Source organism: Streptomyces sp. NPDC052020 (assembly GCF_040680575.1).
Taxonomy (GTDB): domain Bacteria; phylum Actinomycetota; class Actinomycetes; order Streptomycetales; family Streptomycetaceae; genus Streptomyces.
Genome location: NZ_JBFAWY010000038.1, coordinates 1 through 16,811 on the forward strand (window position 1 = coordinate 1; position 16,811 = coordinate 16,811).

Annotated in this window: 15 protein-coding genes and 2 pseudogenes; 11 read left to right on the plus strand and 6 right to left on the minus strand. The window is 70.6% G+C overall.

Going from position 1 to position 16,811, the window contains the following annotated elements; all coding sequences use genetic code 11:
* From AB0L74_RS28850 to AB0L74_RS28865, 4 genes and pseudogenes are all read left to right on the plus strand, one after another.
* A partial coding sequence (locus tag AB0L74_RS28850; protein WP_365658578.1) for a hypothetical protein occupies positions 1-208 on the plus strand: 208 nt, incomplete at its 5' end.
* Between the two features lie 104 nt (positions 209-312).
* Positions 313-474, plus strand: a pseudogene (locus AB0L74_RS28855) (pentapeptide repeat-containing protein); the annotation flags it as partial.
* 204 nt (positions 475-678) lie between these two features.
* On the plus strand, positions 679-1,761 hold the full coding sequence (locus AB0L74_RS28860; RefSeq protein ID WP_365658581.1) for a pentapeptide repeat-containing protein: 1,083 nt from the start codon (positions 679-681) through the stop codon (positions 1,759-1,761).
* A gap of 395 nt (positions 1,762-2,156) precedes the next feature.
* Positions 2,157-3,203, plus strand: a complete 1,047-nt coding sequence (locus AB0L74_RS28865) for a hypothetical protein (RefSeq protein ID WP_365658584.1) — start codon at positions 2,157-2,159, stop codon at positions 3,201-3,203.
* Between the two features lie 474 nt (positions 3,204-3,677).
* Here AB0L74_RS28865 and AB0L74_RS28870 read toward each other — a convergent pair whose 3' ends face one another.
* The 4 genes and pseudogenes from AB0L74_RS28870 to AB0L74_RS28885 form a co-directional block, all read right to left on the minus strand.
* Positions 3,678-4,223: a transposase gene (locus AB0L74_RS28870; protein WP_365658587.1), complete on the minus strand. Its 546-nt coding sequence runs from the start codon at positions 4,221-4,223 to the stop codon at positions 3,678-3,680.
* Positions 4,220-4,408 (minus strand): winged helix-turn-helix domain-containing protein, encoded by a 189-nt coding sequence (locus AB0L74_RS28875; RefSeq protein WP_365658590.1) that lies wholly within the window; start codon positions 4,406-4,408, stop codon positions 4,220-4,222. Before AB0L74_RS28875 ends, AB0L74_RS28870 begins: the two co-directional genes overlap by 4 nt.
* A 280-nt stretch (positions 4,409-4,688) precedes the next feature.
* Positions 4,689-4,919 (minus strand): annotated as a pseudogene (locus tag AB0L74_RS28880) (hypothetical protein); the annotation flags it as partial.
* 435 nt (positions 4,920-5,354) lie between these two features.
* Entirely contained in the window at positions 5,355-5,807 is a 453-nt protein-coding gene (locus AB0L74_RS28885; protein WP_365658593.1) for a hypothetical protein, read from the minus strand.
* A 546-nt stretch (positions 5,808-6,353) separates the two neighbouring features.
* On the opposite strand from AB0L74_RS28885, the gene AB0L74_RS28890 reads away from it, so the two are divergent.
* Complete coding sequence (locus AB0L74_RS28890) at positions 6,354-6,524, plus strand: hypothetical protein (RefSeq protein WP_365658596.1); 171 nt, start codon at positions 6,354-6,356, stop codon at positions 6,522-6,524.
* A gap of 614 nt (positions 6,525-7,138) precedes the next feature.
* On the opposite strand, the gene AB0L74_RS28895 is transcribed toward AB0L74_RS28890, so the two are convergent.
* Complete coding sequence (locus AB0L74_RS28895) at positions 7,139-8,074, minus strand: hypothetical protein (RefSeq protein WP_365658598.1); 936 nt, start codon at positions 8,072-8,074, stop codon at positions 7,139-7,141.
* Between the two features lie 77 nt (positions 8,075-8,151).
* Positions 8,152-8,562: a hypothetical protein gene (locus AB0L74_RS28900; RefSeq protein WP_365658601.1), complete on the minus strand. Its 411-nt coding sequence runs from the start codon at positions 8,560-8,562 to the stop codon at positions 8,152-8,154.
* A gap of 1,290 nt (positions 8,563-9,852) precedes the next feature.
* Between AB0L74_RS28900 and AB0L74_RS28905 the strand changes: the two genes are divergently transcribed.
* The 6 genes from AB0L74_RS28905 to AB0L74_RS28930 are packed head-to-tail and all read left to right on the plus strand — an operon-like array spanning position 9,853 to position 16,462.
* Positions 9,853-11,079, plus strand: a complete 1,227-nt coding sequence (locus AB0L74_RS28905; RefSeq protein ID WP_365658604.1) for a glycosyltransferase — start codon at positions 9,853-9,855, stop codon at positions 11,077-11,079.
* Complete coding sequence (locus AB0L74_RS28910) at positions 11,076-12,353, plus strand: DegT/DnrJ/EryC1/StrS family aminotransferase (RefSeq protein WP_365658607.1); 1,278 nt, start codon at positions 11,076-11,078, stop codon at positions 12,351-12,353. Before AB0L74_RS28905 ends, AB0L74_RS28910 begins: the two co-directional genes overlap by 4 nt.
* Positions 12,350-13,396 carry a glycosyltransferase gene (locus tag AB0L74_RS28915; protein WP_365658609.1) on the plus strand — a complete coding sequence of 349 codons (1,047 nt, stop codon included), beginning with the start codon at positions 12,350-12,352 and terminating at the stop codon, positions 13,394-13,396. Before AB0L74_RS28910 ends, AB0L74_RS28915 begins: the two co-directional genes overlap by 4 nt.
* Positions 13,389-14,516 carry a hypothetical protein gene (locus AB0L74_RS28920; RefSeq protein WP_365658611.1) on the plus strand — a complete coding sequence of 376 codons (1,128 nt, stop codon included), beginning with the start codon at positions 13,389-13,391 and terminating at the stop codon, positions 14,514-14,516. Before AB0L74_RS28915 ends, AB0L74_RS28920 begins: the two co-directional genes overlap by 8 nt.
* A gap of 1 nt (position 14,517) precedes the next feature.
* Positions 14,518-15,714, plus strand: a complete 1,197-nt coding sequence (locus AB0L74_RS28925; protein WP_365658613.1) for an MFS transporter — start codon at positions 14,518-14,520, stop codon at positions 15,712-15,714.
* Entirely contained in the window at positions 15,707-16,462 is a 756-nt protein-coding gene (locus tag AB0L74_RS28930; protein ID WP_365658615.1) for a methyltransferase domain-containing protein, read from the plus strand. The genes AB0L74_RS28925 and AB0L74_RS28930 overlap by 8 nt, the downstream gene beginning before the upstream one ends.
* Positions 16,463-16,811: the final 349 nt, after the last annotated feature.

The following is a 16,811-nucleotide window of genomic DNA, read 5'->3' on the forward strand; positions in this document are numbered from 1 at the left end:
GATGCCCGCCGATGAGCACGCCGAGCGCGCTGCCGCCGAGGACGACCGCGATGGAACCGATCACCAGGGCCTGGTCGAGGTCCTTCAGGATGTCGCGGCGCCACTAGAGCCGATCGGGTCGGCTGTCGCGGCATCCACGTCGGTGAGCGCACCGCCTGTCTGGCCCACCTGGACGAGACCGACCGCATCGCCTATCTGGATGCCTTAGAGCCAGGCGCCGACATCGACCACCGCGGCACCCCGTTCCTCGTTTATGGGCTGCTGGACCAGTTACTCGATGCTCTGCGCGACCCCACCACCGGTAAGTCCCACATCGGCACTGCCCGGTTCGACGATGCGCATTTCTACGATGCCAAGTTCGGCGGGGCGTTCTTCACCGGCACGGCCCGTTTCCACCATGCGTACTTCTCCGGCGATGCCTGGTTCGGCGGGGCGTCCTTCTCCGCCGCCGCCCAGTTCGGCGGGACGCACTTCGACACCGCCCGGTTCAACAGGGCGCATTTCTCCGGCACCGCCCAGTTCGACCGGGCACACTTCTCCGGCACCGCCCAGTTCGACCAAGCGTTCTTCTCCAGCACCGCCCAGTTCGGCGGGGCGTACTTCTTCAATACCGCCCAGTTCAGCGGGGCGCGATTCGAGGTGGTACCGCGACTGGGGCCGCTGGTGTGCGGTGAGCGGGTGGTGTTGGACGGTGCGGTGTTCCAGCAGCCGGTGACGATGGAGATTGCCGCCCGCCGGGTGAGCTGTGCGCGCACCCGGTGGGCGTCGACCGCCACGCTGCACCTGCGCTACGCCGACTTGGACCTGAGAGACGCGGTCTTCGAATACCCGGTGGTGGTCGCCGCCCGCCCCGACCCCTTCCACTTCCCTGATACGGATCGCTCACTGCGGGAGGCGGGGGCGAGGCTGTCCGGCCGGGAGCCCGGCGTGCGCCTGACATCGGTGGGCGGGGTGGATGCCGCCCATCTGGCGCTGTACGACGTCGACCTGAGCGGGTGCCGGTTCGCCGGCGCGGTCCACCTCGATCAGCTGAGAGTGGACGGCTGGTGTACCTTCGCCATCACTCCCGCCGGCTGGAGCCGACGTTTCCCCTGGCGGTGGAGTCGGCGCGCCACGCTGGTCGAGGAGCACCACTGGCGGGTGCGCACCGCCCGCCGCCCCGCCTTGGCCCTGGGCTGGACCGACCCGTCGCGGGATGCCCCAGAGCTGCGGCCGGCGGCGGTGGCCGCGCTGTACCGGCAGCTGCGCAAGTCGCTGGAGGACGGCAAGAATGAGCCGGACGCCGCCGACTTCTACTACGGCGAGATGGAGATGCGCCGTCACGACGCCACCCGCCCCTGGGGCGAGCGGGCCCTGCTGACCGCCTACTGGGCGCTGTCCGGGTACGGGCTGCGTGCGACCCGGGCCGTGGCGTGGCTGGGGGCAGCGATGGCCGTCACGCTCGCGGTGATGGTGCTATGGGGCCTGCCCGCCGATGATCCGAAACCACAGACCGCCGGCCGCCAGGTCGCCGTCGGGCAGGAGATCGTCCTCACCACCGACACCCCGGACCCGGTCAACCCTACCGGCCCGGTGACCGACCGGGTGACGAGCGACCGGTTCGAGAAAGCGCTGCGAGTGGTGATCAACTCGGTGGTCTTCCGCTCCTCAGGACAGAACCTCACCACCGCCGGTACCTACACCGAGATGGCCTCCCGCCTGGCCGAACCTGTCCTCCTCGGCTTGACGGTCCTGGCCATCCGCAACCGCGTGAAACGCTGACCCAGCGCAGCCACGGCCAGGGCCAGGGCCCGGCGGAACACCGCAGTCACTAGGTACTGGAGCAGCCGGTGCGCCCCAACCGCCGTGAGCCATCGCGCGGAACATTCCAGTGCCCAGGTCATAGCCTCAAGCACTGAAATCTTCCGCGCGGCCCGACAGGGGATATGGCCATATGCGGGGGCCGTCGTCCAAGGTGGGGCGATGAGCGCGCTGCGACCCGGTGACATCGCCGACGGAATGATCCAGGCCATGGACGCGGCTAAGACCGTGTCCTACGTGGTGAGGCGGACATTGGCTCGGTATGGGGCGGGGAACGTGGAGCTGGATCGTGCCGGATGGCTGCCCCGAGGCGGCTGTGGTTCTCATTGTCATAGCCAGTTGGCAAGATCGAGTTTATGAACAGCACCCCGACCACTCCGCCGCGGCCGTTCGACGTGACCGCGGTCTTCCCTCAGCTGGCTCCGCTGGCCCGCACGGCGACCCGGTTGCACCCCCGCCGGGGGACTCCGTCACCGCAGCACAGTTCCATCGGCGGACCGCTGCTGTGGCCAGTCGGCGAGCCGTGGCCGCACTGCGAGGGACCTCATGTGGTGGACGGGATCAACTTGGCCCTGTCGCCGGCGGACGTGAGGCTGAAGCGGCGCATCAGTACCGCCTCCCGCGGACGGAGCCTGACCGAGCAGGAACGAGAAACCCTGGAGCGGATCATCCCTCCTCGGAAGTACCCCGTGAGGGTCGCGGTCGCCCCGTATGAGGGTTCCATCGCGATGCTGCCGGTCGCGCAACTGTACAAGCGGGACGTCCCCGATCTGCCCACACCCGAAGGAGCAGACCTGCTCCAGGTCCTCTGGTGCCCCTTCGACCACCCGAGCATGCCTAAGACCGCCCTGTTCTGGCGGTCGGCAGCCACGGTCACCGACATCCTCACCACGCCCCCCGAACCGCCCGCGATGCAGTTCGACGACTACCTCCCCGAGCCGTGCCTGCTCCGCCCTGAGCAGGTCACCGAATACCCCGACCATCTGGAGGTGAGCAAGGAACTGCAGGAGCAGCTCGGGAACTGGCGCATGTGGCAGGCCGCCGACGTGGAGATAGACAGTGACTACGAGTCGTGCCCGGAGGAGTTCTATGACAGTGAACTGGCAGGCGCGCCCGGCTGGAAAGTCGGCGGTTGGCCGCGGTGGACCTCCACCGACCCCGGCCCTCGGCTCTGCACTGCGTGCGGCAGTGACATGGATGCCCTACTGACGATCGCCACGTTCGAGAGCGACGACGACAGCAGCTGGCTCCCGCACCAGGAACCGGCGGATGAATCACTTCCAGGCTTCGACCCCTACGAACGTCGCCAGCCCACTGCCGTCCAGATCGGAAGCGGCTACGACCAGCAGCTTTACGTCTGCCCGGCGACGCCCGAGCACCCCCACTCCGAGCTGATGCACTAGGGTCCGTCTTCAAAGATCACCGGATTGTGGATCATGGTGGGGTGATACGCCGTCATGAACTTACTGACCGGGAGTGGGAGTTGCTCGCTCCGCTGATCCCGCGGGCCGTCACCGGACGGCCCCGGGCGTCGGACCGGCAGGTCATGGCCGGGGTCACCCAGGGCGGCGGCGCCATCTGGCGGTGTGCCTCGATCAGCTTCGGTGCGCGAAGAAGGCTCGCAGCTCACCGATTCGCATCACCGTGGTAACCCGCGACGGCATCGTGCTGTACGACAACGAGCTCGCCGAGGGCGGGCGCTGGCGGCCCGCTGCCGGCAAGGCCGTCTCCCGGGCCGTCGCCCGTTCCTGGACGGCCCAGCACCCCCCGGCATCCTGTCCTTGCGGATCTCGGGTCCATCGCACTCCTTGAATTGGGGTGTTGCGACGACCACTACTGATCCTTTCGTAAGTTCGATGGGTGTGGTGGGCGGATGGTCAGGCCGGTATGGCGAGGAATGACCATGGCAGTCGGGGGTTGGTGTTGACGCGGTGGATGCCTTGCTCGGTGGCGTCGGCGACATCGGCGAGGTGGTCGCCGGCGAGGTTGGCGAGTTCACGCTTCTTGAGTGAGGACCACAGCAGTTCCACCGGGTTCAGCTCGGGAGCGTAGGCGGGTAATCGTTCCAGGGTGAGCCAGTCCTGTTCGGCGGCCCAGGCCCGCATCGCCCGGCTCCAGTGGGCGGACAGGCCGTCCCGGACCAGGACCACTCGCTCGCCGCGGTAGAACACCTTCATCTGCTCCAGGACCTCGATGAGTCCGGCGGTGTCGTAGCTGCCGGGCTTGAGGTGGAAGCACAGGCGGGCCCCGCGATCGGGGTCGGTGGAGTGGTAGCCCAAGGCCCCGGCCATCGACGCACGCTTCCAGCCCAGGCGGTGCCGCAGGAGCGGAGTCCGCCCTCGGGGCGAATAGGTGCGGCGGATCTGAGGGAGCAGGGAGACGCCTGATTCGTCGAGGAAGACGATCCAGGCACGTGTGTTCACGGTCCCTTTTTGATGCGCGGCCACTCGTGCGCGATCCAGCGGGCGATCTCCGAATCGTCCCGCTCGACCGCCCGCCGCTCGGGCCGTTGCAGGCTCCATCCCAGCCGGCCGGTCAGCAGCCGCCATACCGACGCCCGCAACAACACCGCCCCGTTGTCCGGGTGACGACCGCGCCTCCCACCCACACGGCCACCACACCTACCGTACTTACGAAAAGATCAGTAAGCGGCAGGGACCGCAGAAGGACCTGCGCGCCCTCGCGGCGAACATCCGCGCCGACGCCCGAGGCCGCTACGCCAGTGCGGAGCCCGGGTGACGGCCGGAGTCGAGTGGACGCTGCTGTGGATCGAGAACACCGCCGCCCAGCTGACCGAAGGCAGGCCGGACGCCGCCGGCGGGCGTCAATATGTGTCGCCGGAGCAGTAGAGCGGCACCCGACGCAGGGCCCCTGTGCGCGGGGTTCGCCGGGCGCGGGTCGTACAGCGCCCGGCCGCCGGGCCACCGTCCGAGTTCGGTGGTCAGGGCGACGCCGTCGTCGGCTTCCTCGGTCCGCCAGCCGTGGATGTCCAGCAGCAGGCCGTCCAGCGGGCCATCGACCCATTCGGCGTGGGTGCGGTGCGGGAGCGGGCCGAGGTGGGGATCGTCGTGGTCCGCGCCGTAGACACGCCGGTTCAGCAGCTGCTCGTCTCCGTTCATGCGATCAGCTTTCCAGCCACCGCCGACAGCCGGGCAGGGCCGGCGGGCCCGGCCTCCACCCAGGCCGGGCCCGCTGTGCTCACCGCGGCTGGGCAGCGCGGTCAGCGCCCGCCGGTCCTCACCGTGGCCGACGATCCGCCATACCGGCCGGTCGGCCCCCGTCGTGGGTGAGCTGGCGCAGGGTCGTCGTCGCCACGGTCATCCGGTAGCCCACGGTCGAGAGGCGGCGGGCGCGGTCGTGGAAGGTGGCCTCCCTCGTGTCCGGGGCCGCACGGCGCGGGGCCGGGACGAAGACGAACAGCAGCGGCGGCAAGGGCCGGTCCAGGTACGGCCCGGCGTAGGTCTCCTGCCAGTGGCTGCGCGGGGCGCGGGCGGCGTTTCCGCGTCCGGACGGCGGTGCGTTGCGGCAGGCGTCGTAGCGCTCCAGCTTGGCGATCAGGCGGGCGTAGGACTCTGCTGGGCGCGGTGGGTCCGGCCGACCAGGGCCGGGGATTCGGCGAGCAGGTTGCGCAGCGCGCGGCGGACGTGGTCGGTGTCCTGCTGGTGGGGCAGCAGCGGTTCCTTGAGCTGGCGGGGTGTGGCCAGGCGCAGCTGGGCGAGGCTGAGCAGGACCTCGCCGCGGAGGTCCGCGCCGGCCTTCGTCGCCGCGGCCTTGTGCGGCCGGGACGCTTCTCCAGGTACAGCGGTTACAGGAGAAGAGGAGTTGCAACCGGCCGGAGTGGGTGAATCGGAGGTCTGATCAGCAACAACCGTCAGTCGGCGACTGGAAGCTGCGGGGCTGGGAGCGGGGCTGGGAGCGGGGCTTGTCGCAGGGCTCGGAACGGGGCTTGCCGCCGCAGTGGTGTCCACCGGGGCCGGCGCGGTGTGCGGGTCGGGTGCGGTGGTCATCGCGTCCTCGGGTTTCTCCGGCCGTACGCGGCCGGGTCGGCCCGCGCGCGGATCTCCACGCGGGCCGAAGCCACCGTGAGAAGGCACCCCTTGACCGACGTCTGTTCTGACTCGCTCCCCCAACTTCGGTATGCCTAGGTTCACCCCTTGCAGCACCAATGTGTCCGTTACCGACGTCACTGCCAGGACCTCATCCCGGAGCGTGGCCGCTGTCCACAGGTCCGGGCCCGCACCGTAGGGCGATCGGCCGGGCGCGGCAGGCACCCGGCCCGCGAACAGCAAGGAGCCCGTCATGGAGACGACGTCGCCGAAGCCCCAGCTCGCCCCGGAGCAGATCCTGCGGGCCTGCGACTGCGTGGAGCTGGTCTGGCAGGAGCAGGGCAGCGAGGCAGAGAAGGCCAAGCTCGAGGAGTTCCACGCCGACGGCCCCGAGCTGGCGCGGCTGATCGGTGAGTCCGGTGCGCTGCTGCCGGGCGACTACCTCACCGCCGTGCCCGACGAGCACGCCGGCTGCGAGTCCGCGTACGCGCTGCGGCATCTGGCGACGTGGCGAGCCGGTACCTCAAGCGGTGGTGCCTCGCGGGCGGCGGCGCGCACACCGCATGGATCGCGGCGGGATTCCTGGTCGAATGCATGCAGAAGGTCGACCAGGTCCACCAGTTCCTCGCCGACGTCCGCGGCGACGCCGGCGCCCGGTACGCGGCAACTGCGACCTGAATCTGCGTGGGGAGTGGCGCGGACACGGAATGCGGTGGATCACAGGGGTTGTCGGACACCGGGCCTCCCTCCTCGTTCTCGCTCTTCCGTGCCCGCTTCCCCGCTGGTGCGCCGGCGGGTGCCGCACATCCCTGTCACCCAATTCGGCGGCGGACCGATCAGGTCGGTGCGAAAGGAGCGATCACGGATATTGATGAGGATCAGTCGTCCGGGTCTTTCACGGCCGTTCACCACCAGGAGGTCGTGGACGCACAGCGCCCAGCCTGAGCTGGTCCGGCAAGGCCGGATCCACCTCGGGGACGAACCAGGCGTGTACGGCGATGCGAGTTACTCGGGGCTCGCCGTGGACATTCCCCTGACATTGCAGAAAACCGATCCTACTGGTCCCGACACCACCGCACTGCCTGCGACTGGCGTATGGAGATGCTCAGATCCCACAGCGGCGGCGGTGTTTTGCACCGCTCTGGTCCGGGCCAGATCGTCCAGCGTGAGTGGATTCGGCAGGCCACAGCTCCCCCTAGTCCCGTAGTGATGCGGTCCTGGGAACCTTTCCGGAAGTGCTGTGGCCGGTACAGGTCGAATCGGGTTGAAGCGCGCGCCGAGGAACGGTGCTGTCACGGGCGGTCGAGGACTCGGGCCGCGGCGTCGGCCTTCCGCTTGCGCAGGGCCTTCCAGGCGGTCTCCGTCTCCCGGTGGGCCTCCAGCCAGCGCTGCTGCATGACCGCCAGTCGCCCGTAGGCCTGGCGCAGGTAGCCGGTGGTTTGTTTGCAGGCGAGGTCGGCGCGGGCCGCGGGCTGGGCGGCGAGCGGTTTGTCCGGACGCAGGCCGGCCGCGAGATGCCGCGGATCCTTCGCCGTGATGCCCGCCTGCCGCACGCAGGCGCGCCAGCGGTCCGTGGCGCGGCGGTAAGCGGAGTCCCGCGCCAGAGCCTGAAGCGCGTCGCGCTCGCCCTGGTCGAGACGCACCCGCAGGGTGAGTTCGCGTTGCGGTCCGCCCGCGCCGAGCAGGCGGGTCTGTGCCTCAGCGACACACCCCGTGGCCGATCCCTGGACACTGATCGCCTTGTTGCGAGCGGAGATCTTCTGCTTCGGGTCGCCGTAGAGCGCCCGGGTGAACGCCTTCCCGCGCGGCCGTTCCGAGGGCTGTGCGCCGGGGGGCTCGGCCGCTGACCGCGGTGTGAGGGTGTCGATGCCGAACTGGCCGGGTCCTCCGCCGGCCGTTCCCGCCCGTGTGCTGGGCGCGGCCTGGTAGCGGAAGCCGTGGCGCGCCATGCAGGCGGTGATCAGTCGCTGCTCGGCCTCGTGCACGCGACGGGCCGTCTCGGCAGGAGTGCGCAGGAGCGGATCGAACGGAAGCCGGGAGCGCAATTCCGCGGCGGGCGGCCGTAGTCGAGCGGGCTGGAGGGTGCTCCCACGGGCGGGCGGGGCGGCGCGGTCCTGCACGGCCCAGACGACGAGGACGGCGACCGCGAGGGCTGCGGCGACCAGTGAGGCGAGGACCGGCCCCGGACGCCGGGGTGCTGCGGGTGGCGTGAAGCGTGGTGAGGGCATGTGGCGGTCTTCTCTCCGTGGCGTGGGCCGGGAACGGCGACAGGGCGTGTCGCCGTTCCCGGCCGGTGCGGTGGTGATCAGATGCAGTCGATGTTGGTCGTGCCCCGCACCTGAAGGGAGCTCGCCCGGTCCCGCAGGTCCGTCGGCAGCATGTTGTATGTGCGCCCCGGGTTCAGGCAGAACAGGAAGCCGCCCCAGTCGCTGCCGACGCCCGTGTAGTAGTGGCTCTCGTACCCGCCGCTGCTGGAGTTGCTGGCGGAGACGACGTTGTTGTGCACCACCTGGCCGCCACCGCTACGGCTGGTCAGCTGGTTGAACGTGTCGTTGCTGAAGTCGGTGTCACTGTTGAAGTAGGAGTGGCGGGCCGAGTCGTAGACCCCCCAATAGAACACGCAGTGGTAGCCGGACGCGCAGTTGTCTCCAGCGGAAGCGGGAGACGCCCCCAGCAGCATGCCGACGGCGGCCGCCGCCGCGGCCAGAGCGCTCACAGCCGTCATTCTCTTGCGTGCACGCATGTGTTTCCCCCTCGTTTCGGTGTTGCCGTGGCTGGTACGTCGAGTCTTCGCGAAGGCGGGCCGCCCTCCCGACAGCCGGTGGCGAGGACGCCGGAACCGTCTGCCTGAACGACGGTAGGTGGGGGGTGTTCGCGGGACATCAGGGCAGACCCTGAGGAGGGTGACCACCACCCCGTGCTCTCGGGTGCGTCGTTACCGTCGGCCCTCGGGTCGCTGAGGCAATCGGCACCAGCCGGGCCGGGGCCGTCGACGTCGCGCTTTGCACAACGGCGTCCGTCGACGCGGTCATCCCCGCCACCCGGAAGTCGACTGGGAGCAGCCGCAACGCGAGGGGGGAAGGCCGGCGCTTCCCGCGCGCCGCGCTGGCGAAGCAGGCCGCCCCGGCCTGACCTGGAGGCGCTGTACGGCGACGTCGCCTCTCCCCCGTGTCCGGCGGGAGGGGCCGCGTCGCGGTGTGGGGTCAGCCGCGGCGGCGGAACAGGCCGAGAGCTTGCCCGGCTCCTGGCCGCGGTCCTCCTCCGGGGGCGGCCGCATGGCGGCCTGCTCGCGCGCGGCGTCGGCGGCTTCCCGCCGGGCGACGTCGCCGGCGTGGCAGCAACCGCACACCGACAGGTCACCGGCCTTCGGCACGAGATTGCGCGGGGTGGTCTCCTCACACCGCCGGCGAGGGCGAGGCGATGGTGCCTGTCTGGGCGGTACATGGACGACCTGCGCGGCAAGGGCGGTCTCGGGAAGGACCCCAAGCGGGCGGAGCAGCGCGTGAAGCGGCTGGCCGCGATCGACCCGGATCGCGCGGAGACGCCGGTCCCACGAAGCCGTCTCCCGGCCTCACCGTTTCGCTTGAGCGGCGTCCCGGTCACATGAACCGGGCACGACCGCCGCTGCCCGCCCACGGCCGAGGGACCTGAAAGAACCCGGCCGAGCATCGGGCCCTCACCACGCACGTCGGCAGGTTGGCGGCCAAAACCGCCCATCTCGCCCGCACAGCCACCCGAGCGAAACGGAAGGCTGGATATGCGGCAATTCGAAGCGCTTCGAAAACTTTCGCAGTCGCCCTGTCCGGAGAAGCGGCGGTCCCGGTCGAAACCCTGGCCCGGGGAATTCATCCGACTGGTTGACATTGGCTGGGCCGGGCTGTCACCATCACGTGGTCGAAGCGCTTCGAAAAGATCGAGAAGTCGCCACCACAGTACCGCCGAAGCTGCCGTCCCCTAACTCAATTGCACTCAATTGGAATCAGCGACTCGCAAGGCGAATCAGCATATGGTTGAGACCGGCAAGAGGGCTTCCGTTATCGTGCCCACTTTCAATCGCGCACCTCTTCTCATGGAGACTTTGCGCGGATTGGCGCGACAGGATCTGGACCGATCGGAATTCGAAGTCATAGTCGTCGACGACGGGTCGACAGACGAAACCGCCGACGTAGTCGAATCCTTCACCCGGCGGTTGGACATCACATACGTGTTCCAGGAGGACAAGGGGTTCCGGGTCGCCGCGGCCCGGAACGCCGGAGCACGGCTGGCCACGGGGGACGTATTCGCCTTCCTCGACACCGGGGCCGTGGTCGGACCCGGCTATCTGCGCCACCATCTCGCACTGCACGCCGACGAGTCCGAGCACCGGGCCGTCGTGGGATACGCCTACGCCTACCGGCCCGAGGACCCCACGGCCGGCCTGGAGCAGATGTGCGGCAGACTGCTGCCCGAACGGCTGTTGGAGGTCTACGCGCACGACCCGTCGTTCTGGGACATCCGGCACGGCGCGTTCCTGCGCTGCGGCTGGGACCTCGGGGAGCTGGCCGTCCCGTGGATCCTGCTGTGGGCGACGAACTGCTCGGTGCGCGCCGACGACTACTGGGCGGTCGACGGGTTCGACGAGGACTTCCAGCGCTGGGGCGTCGAGGACATGGAGCTGGGCTTCCGGCTTTTCAAGCACGGCGTCCGGTTCGTCGCCAGCCGCGAGGGATGGGCGATAGAGACACCCCACGATCGCGATGGGGACAACAACGCCCAGGGCAATCGCCACAACATCGGCCAGTTGCTCGCCAAGCACCGGGAGCCGGTGGCGGAGATCGGCTGGTCCCTCATCAACAGCGACCTGTACTGGCCCTGGGAGGACGACTACCGGACGCTGCTCAGGTGGACCACCGAGGCCCGCGGGATGCACGTGCACGACGAAATCGCCGCGGCGGTGAGCGACCTCGGCAGCGGGGACCGGGTGGCGGTCATCGGCTGCGGCGGTTCGGTTCCCGAGGAGCTGCGAGAGGCGAAGCTGTTCGACTTCGATGCCACGCTTCTGGAATCACGGGACCGGGACGAGACCGCGTGCCACGCCATCGGCTTGCGCACCCCGCTCCCGGATCACTCCGTCGACGTGGTGGTGCTGACGTCGAGACTGGCCGGCCTGTGGCCGCGGTGGAACCTGGAGATCCTCGCGGAGGCCAGGCGGATCGGCCGCGAGGTGCGGGCTCCGGGCCTGGAGCGGTGGTGAAGGCGCCGAGCCTGACGCTGGCCGTCCATGGCGGGCGTCCGGTGCGCGACGAGCGACGCCCGTGGCCCGCCTGGCCCGTGGCGGCTCCGGGTGCCTCCACCGCCCTCGACGCCGTGCTGCACAGCGGCAGTTGGGCCATCACCAGCCCCTACCAGGGTGAGCTCCAGGAACGCCGGTTCGCACGGAAGTTCGCCGCCTACGTGGGAACGAGGCATTGCGTACCGACCGATCACGGATCGAGCGCTCTGGTGATCGCCCTGGAGTCGCTCGGACTGCGGTACGCGGATCCGGTGCTGGTGCCGGCGCTCACCTGGACCGCGAGTGCCACAGCGGTCCTGCGGGCCGGACTCGTCCCCGTACTGGCGGACGTGGACCCGGCCACGGGATGTCTCGACGCCTCCGCGGTGGCGGCGGAGCCCGAGCTGGGCGCCGTGATCGCGGTGCACTGGGCGTGCACCATGGCGGACGTCCCGGCGATCGCGGCCGCTGCGGCGCCGCTGGGTGCCGCGGTGATCGAGGACGCCGCCCAGGCGCACGGCGCCCGCTGGCAGGGGCGGCCGGCCGGGTCGCTGGGCGTTGCCGGGTGCTTCAGCATGCAGCACTCCAAAGTGCTCACCTGCGGCGAGGGCGGGGCCGTGGTGACCGATGACGCGGAGCGGGCCGGCCTTCTCGAGGAGCTGCGGGCGGACTCCCGGCGTTACCGCGAGGACCCGGTGCGCGGCGAGCTGCCGCTGCGGGAGAGCGCCACCACCATGGGGGCGAACTTCTGCCTGAGCGAGTTCGGGGCGGCCCTGCTGTGCGCGCAGCTTGACATCCTGGACGAGCAGCACGCCGTCCGGAACCGGAACTACGAGACGCTGCGCCGGCTGCTGGCGGACGTGCCCGGGGTGCGGTTGCCCACCCGGAACCCCTTGCAGGACCGCCTCTCCCTGTACGAAGTCCCCCTGGTCTTCGACCCCTTGCCGCGGGAGAGGACCAACGCCTGGGTGGCGTCCGCCCTGACCGCGGAAATGGGGATGCGTGCCTACCCCCCGCGGCCGCCGCTGTCCCGCAGCCGCCTGCTGGCCCCGTGGCTGAAGCCGACGTTGACCCCTTTGGCGGAACACTTCACCAAGCGGAACGCGGGACGGCGGTTCGCCGGAGCCGAGTATCTGTCGAACCACGCCGTCTTGCTGCACCACAGTGCCTTTCTGGGCACCGAGGAGGACATGTCAGACATCGCGGATGCCGTCAAGAAGATCACGCACTACATCGCCGCCGGGCGGCCGGCATGACACAGGAACAGACAGTCTCCCGCGGCGTCACGGTGGTGGTACCGGTCCGCGGCCGGGTAGCGGCGACCGAGCGGATGCTGGCCAGCGTGCGTGCGGCGGCCGAACGCTGTCCCGAGCCCGTCGAGGTCGTCGTCGTGGACGACTCCGGCCCCGAGGACGCCGTACGCCACCGTGACCACTGCGCGCGGCACGGCGCCCGCTACGTCCGCGGCCCCCGGCACGTCGGAGCCAAGCGCAATCTCGGCGCCCGGCACGCCTCCCACGATCTTCTGCTGTTCATCGACTCGGACTGCCGCGCCGCGCCCGATCTGCTGCGGCGATACGTCACCGCCATCCGTGCGGCGGACGACACCGACGGGCTCGCCGGTCCGACGGTCGTCGAAGAGAGCCCGACAGCCGTGTTCCGGATCATGCGCCGCTCCCATCTGCTCCACGGCGACCTGGAAAGACCGGCGGACGGGGGCGCGCTGGAGTGGGCGACCACCTCCAATCTGCTGCTTCGCCGGACGGCCTTCGAAGCGGTGGGAGGCTTCGTCGAGGAGTCCCTGACCGTCGTCGCGGGCGAGGATGTCGACCTGGGGATCCGTCTCACCCGGCAGGGGTTCACCCTGCGGGCCGAGCCGGGTGCCGAGGTCGTGCACGACCGGCTCAGCTCCGAATCCCTGCGCAGTGTCTGGCGCAGACTCTACGGGTACGGCAGATCGGAGCAGTGGCTCACCACGGTCCACCCCGACCGGCGCACGCCTCGCTGCAACCCGGTCGTCGCCCTGACGGCGGTCACCGCGGCGGCGCTGGCTGCCGCCCCGGCGACCCGGGGCCGGAGCACCGCGCTGATACCGGTGACGGCGGCGCTCGCCCTCGGGCTGCGAGCCCGTGCGCGTCTGTCCGGCGGTGGCCCGGGCGCCGTCGCCGATTCCCTGGCCTGCGCGGCCCTGGAGTGCGCCTTCGACGTGGGTGCGGCGGTCGCGGCGCTGCAACTGCGGCGGCCCGGGCTGCTGTTCACCGGCTTCCGACCAACCCCGACTGGAGGACCCCGTGCGTGAGGGAATACTGCGTATCGGGTCGGCGGCAGTGCCCTACCGATACGGTGCCGACTGTGCCGACGCCCTGTGCGAGAGCATCGAAGCCCTGCGGCCCGCGTCGGCGATCGTCGCCCTCGACGAGGCGGTGCTCGCACACGCCGAACCTCTGCTGAGGCGGCTGGAGCGGCGGATGCCGGTGCACCCGTTCGTGATCACGCCGGCGGAGGAGAACAAGCGGCTCTCCCTGGTGGAGTCGCTGCTGGACCATGCGGTCGCCCACGGCGCCGACCGTACGTCCGTGATCCTCGCGATGGGTGGCGGACTCGTCGGGAACGTGGCCGGGCTCGCCGCCTCGCTCCTGTTCCGGGGTGTGCGTCTGGTGCACTTGCCGACCACACCGGTCGCCGCGTTCGACGCGGTGCTCTCGCTCAAGCAGGGGGCCAACCTCGCGGCGGGCAAGAACCTGTGCGGCGCCTACCGGGCGCCGTCCCTGATCTGCTGCGATCTGTCCTGGCTCGTCACCCTGTCCCGTCCGCAACTGCTGACCGGCATCACCGAGATGGCCAAGAACGTGCTCGCCGTGGTCCCGAGCCGGGAGAACGCGTTCAAGGAGGCCCTCACCGCTCTGCCGGAACGCCCCGTCGAAGCCTTCGACGCGCTGTTCGAGCTGGGGCTGGCCGCCAAGGCGCCGTTGCTGGCCACCGATCCGCACGAGCGGCACGAGGCGTTGGTGTTCGAGTACGGACACACCGTGGGCCACGCGCTCGAGGTACTGTCCGCCGGTGCCATGGGCCACGGCGAGGCGGTCGCCTGGGGGATGCTGGCGGCCGCGGAGGTGAGTGCGCAGCTGGGGCTCCTCGACCAGGCGGACGTGGCCGCGCACTACTCGCTGCTGTCGGCTCTGGAGCTCCCTTCCCCCTGCACCGCGCTGGGCGACGTCGACCTGGAGGCACTGGCGGCCCGGCTGGCCACCGACAACAAACGCGGTCACATCCCGTCCTCCCCCGGCTCCGTCCCGATGGTTCTGCTGCGCCGTCTGGGCGAGCCGGTGACGGACGCGGACGGCCGCCCCCTGGCTCCCGTGCCCCTCGACATCGCCGTCGAGGCGTTCGAAAAGGTCGCGGCAACCGAGGTGGTCTGACATGAGGCAACGGCTGGACGCCGGGAAGCGGCCGGTGTCGGTGCTCCTGGCCCTCGCGGTCGCGGCGTTCTGTTACGTCTCGGTGGAGACCGTGCCGGTGGGCCTGCTGTCGGTGATGTCCTCGGACCTGGGCGTGCCGTCCTCCCGGATCGGCCTGCTGGTGACCGGGTACGGAGTCACGGTCGCGGTGGTCTCGTTGCCGCTGGCCCGGGCGGTGGCGCGGGCGCCGCGCCGCCCCCTGCTGCTGGGGCTCGTCGCGCTGCTGACGGTGGCGACCGCCGCGTCCGCCCTGTCACCCGGGTACGGCCTGCTGTTCGCCGCCCGTCTGGTGACCGCGCTCAGCCAGGCCGTCTTCTGGGCGGTCGTGGCTCCGGTCGCGGCCGGCATGTTTCCCCTGCATGTGCGGGGACGGGTGACGGCCGTGGTGTTCACCGGCGGTTCGCTCGGCCCGATGCTGGGCGTTCCCGCCGGAACCTGGCTGGGGCAGCAGGCCGGTTGGCGGGTGACGTTCCTCGCCCTGGCGGGACTGGGTCTCCTCGCGTTCCTCGTCCTGGCCGTGGCGATGCCGGCCACTCCGGCGTATCACGAGCACGCCGGGCGGGGCACCTCGCCCGACACCCGCCGGTTCGTGCTGGTGCTCGCCACCACGGCGCTGTCGGTGGCGGGGTTCTTCGCCGTCTTCACCTACACCTCCACGTTCGTCACCGTGGTCGCCGGCATGCCGGCCGTACTGCTGGGGCCGTTGCTGGTCGCCCGGGGGGTGGCCGACTTCGGCGGGATCACGGCCGGGGGCTTCCTCTCCGACTGGAACCAGCGGCTCGCCGTGCTGCTCCCGGCCGTCCTGCTGACCGCCACGCTGGTCACCATGTTCGCCCTCGGGACCAACCCCGTGGCCGCCGGGACCACCCTCGTGCTCACCGGGCTCGCCATGGGTGCGCTGACTCCGGCGCTGCAGAACCGGGTCATGGAGTTCGCGCCCGGCAGCACGGACATGGCCTCGGCCGGGAACTCGGTCGCCTACAACGTCGGGATCGCCCTCGGCTCCTCGGCCGGCAGCCTCAGCCTGGCCCACGCCGGGCCCCGCAGCACCGCCCTGGTGGGCGCCGCGCTGGCCGCCGGCGCCGTGCTGATCGCCCTCTGGCCGCCCGAGCCGCACCGGCCGCACACCGGACTCACGAAGGAAGAAGCACATGGATGAGGCCGTAGCACCGTGGACATGGGACGAAGCCGACCCCGATGAGGAATTCCCCTGCGCACAGTTGGCCGACACCGGTCTGACGGCCCCCGTCCGCGGCGACGACCTCGCGGCGCTGGGCGTGCGCGGCATCCAGTTCGGCAGTTGGGACGGGCAGGCGGACGGCTGGCTCAACACCGACACCGTCGGACTGCGCTGCGGCGGGGCCCGGACCGAGACCGGTCGCGTCTACCGTGTGAACGAGGCCACCTACTTCGTCAAGGCGGACGCCCGGCAACGGCTGCCCTTCGCCGACCATGTGACGCCGTGGGTCTATGCGGAGCACTTCATCGAGCATCTCTCCCTCGACGAGGGCATTCGCTGGCTGCGCGAGGTCAGGCGCGTCCTCACCCCTGGGGGGCTGCTCCGGCTCACCACCCCCGATCTCGCCCGGTACGTCGACGGTTACCGCCTCGGTGACGGCTTCTACTCCACGCATCGCGAACGTCTGCTGCTCCTCGGAGCGCCACCGCACGAGGTCCCGGACCGCCGGGCCTTCATGATCAACCAGATCTTCCGCTTCCACGGGCACCGGTGGATCTACGACGCGGACGAGCTGTCCTTCGCTCTGACCACCGCGGGTTTCCCCACCGCCGGCATCTCGCGCCGCGCCTACCGCGAAGGCGCGGTGCCCGAGGTCGCCGCGCTGGACCGGCAGGTCCGCAACGACGAGACCCTCTACGTCGAAGCCCGCTCGCCGGACGGCCGGTGAGCCGGCCCTGCGCCTCGTCACCACACCCGGCGCGAGAGCACGCGGTGTCATCGGGCCCTGCCCGACTCGACCGGACACGAGCATGGCCCTGACCCGTCCGCGGCATCGTCCGTCCGTGCCCGGCCGCGCGTACTGGTCGGTGAGGACACCGGCTTCGCGGGTGCGCACCTGTGCGGACGGCTCCTCGGCGGGGACCGCTCGGTGGTGGCCGTGGACGGCCTCTCCCCCGGTCGGCTGAGCAGCCTTGGCGCGGTGCCGGGAGTCCGGCGCTCGGCACGTGGCGCGAGCCGCGCACCGTACGGCCTGGTGTGGGCGGTGCCGGTGTCGGTGACGCAGGGGCTCGGCGCCT